We start from the raw sequence: 2,377 nt of genomic DNA, 5'->3' as shown, positions 1-2,377 counted from the left end.
TTTATTAAAATGGAGAGCTGCAACTGGAGAAACTAACTTCGAAAAAACAGCTCCACAAGAAGCTCCAATCGCTGAGCAGGAATATTTTGATAATGGAGTATTAATGATTGCAATGGTAAAAGCTGGTGTTGAATTGGCTTTTGAAACAATGACTGAAGCTGGAATTATTGAAGAGTCAGCTTATTATGAGTCATTACACGAATTGCCTTTGATTGCTAACACAATTGCAAGAAAGAAATTGTTTGAAATGAATCGTGTTATTTCGGATACTGCTGAGTACGGATGTTATTTATTCGATCACACTTGTAAACCGTTATTGACTGAATTTATGAAAACTGTTGAAACGAATATTATTGGAAAACCTTTTTCTACTACTAATGGTGTAGATAATGCAGTACTTATCGCGGTTAATAAAAGTATTCGTCAACATCCAATTGAAGAAGTTGGAGCTTGGTTGAGAGAATCTATGACTGCTATGAAAAAAATTGGATAAATAAAATAAAGATTAGGATTACCACACATGAGGGTGTGCTGGGATTTGCATAATATCAAACAGGTTTAAATATTTTGAATTAGTAAGCACTTATTGGACAATTGATGATATTTTATGCTTTTACATTCACTTAACTTCGAACGAGCGGTAAGTTAAGTGAAGTAATCCCAAGTTTGTTATTTTATAAAGAGATTCTTTTGATTGAAAAGAAAGAATATAATTGTTGTTAAATATTGTTAATAAAAGGGCATTTTAGTTTTCTATTATGTCCTTTTCTTGCTTTAAATACGCAGATAAAACCAAAACGTTATTAAAAATTCATAAAATTTTGAAGAAGTGCCGTTTTTTATTATGTTTTTAAAACATTTTGTAAATTAATAGTTTTGAAAACCGAAGAGATTTAATACTTTTATAAAAAAATTAAAAAAGATGAGTTATTTTAAAATTGACAGTTTAGAACAATACTTTAAACACTATAATAAATCAATACGTGAACCTCGAAAATTCTGGGGAAAAATTGCTGAAGAAAACTTCACTTGGTATCAATACTGGGATAAAGTTGTCGATTTTAATATGGCTGATGCCGAAGTAAAATGGTTCGTTGACGCAAAAGTCAATATTACAAAGAACTGTATTGATAGACATTTGGCAAAAAAAGGTGAAAAAACAGCTATTATTTTTGAACCTAACGACCCTTCTGAAGAAGCATTACACATAAGTTATAACGAATTATACGAGCGCGTTTCAAAAATGGCCAATGTTTTAAGAGAACAAGGCATTACCAAAGGAGATCGTGTTTGTATTTATTTGCCAATGATACCTGAATTGGCGATAGCTGTTTTGGCTTGCGCCAGAATTGGAGCGATACATTCTGTTATTTTTGCTGGTTTCTCTGCATCTGCTGTCGCATCAAGAATAAATGATAGTGAATGTAAAATGGTAATTACTTCTGATGGAGGTTACCGTGGAAATAAAACTATTGATTTAAAAGGAATTATTGATGATGCCTTAGAAAATTGCCCAACTGTTACTTCAGTTTTGGTTGTAAAAAGAACTAATGCAGAAATCAAAATGAAAGCTGGTCGTGACCAATGGCTGGCTCCACTTCTTGACAACGCAATGAATAATAGTGTTGCCGAAATTATGGATGCTGAAGATCCTTTGTTTATATTATATACTTCAGGATCTACTGGTAAGCCAAAAGGAATGGTTCATACTACGGCCGGTTATATGGTTTATACAGCCTATACTTTTAAGAATGTATTCAACTACGAAGAGAATGATATTTTTTGGTGTACTGCCGATATAGGTTGGATTACTGGTCACTCTTATATATTATATGGTCCATTATTGAATGGAGCTACTACTGTTATTTTTGAAGGAATTCCTTCGTATCCTGATTTTAGCCGTTTTTGGGAAACAATCGAGAAACATAAAGTTACTCAATTCTATACAGCGCCAACAGCCATTCGTGCTTTGGCCAAAGAAAATTTATCTTATGTCCAAAAATTCCCTTTAAAATCACTGAAAGTTATTGGTTCTGTTGGAGAACCTATTAATGAGGAAGCTTGGCACTGGTTTAATGACCACGTAGGAGGGAAGCGTTGTCCAGTTGTAGATACTTGGTGGCAAACTGAAACGGGTGGTATTATGATTGCGCCATTGGCATTTACTACACCAACAAAACCTACATATGCTACATTGCCGTTGCCTGGTATTCAACCAGTTTTAATGGATGAAAAGCGCAATGAAATTGAAGGTAATCAAGTGGATGGTAGTTTGTGTATTAAATTCCCATGGCCAGGTATTGCAAGAACTATTTGGGGAGATCATCAAAGATATAAAGACACTTATTTCTCTGCTTTTCCAGGTAAATATTTTACG

The 2,377-nt window shown here is 33.5% G+C and carries 1 protein-coding gene and 1 pseudogene; both read left to right on the top strand.

Annotated features, from left to right (window positions below; translation table 11 throughout):
- Positions 1–493: pseudogene (locus VFS71_RS01115) on the top strand (ketol-acid reductoisomerase); the annotation flags it as partial.
- Between the two features lie 429 nt (positions 494–922).
- On the top strand, positions 923–2,377 hold a 1,455-nt coding region (acs, locus tag VFS71_RS01110), incomplete at its 3' end, for an acetate--CoA ligase (RefSeq protein ID WP_326398832.1).

The sequence above is a fragment of the Flavobacterium sp. genome, from assembly GCF_035760125.1.
GTDB lineage: Bacteria > Bacteroidota > Bacteroidia > Flavobacteriales > Flavobacteriaceae > Flavobacterium.
The sequence above is the reverse complement of the archived record's forward strand: the minus strand, read 5'-3'. Positions and strand labels throughout refer to the sequence as shown.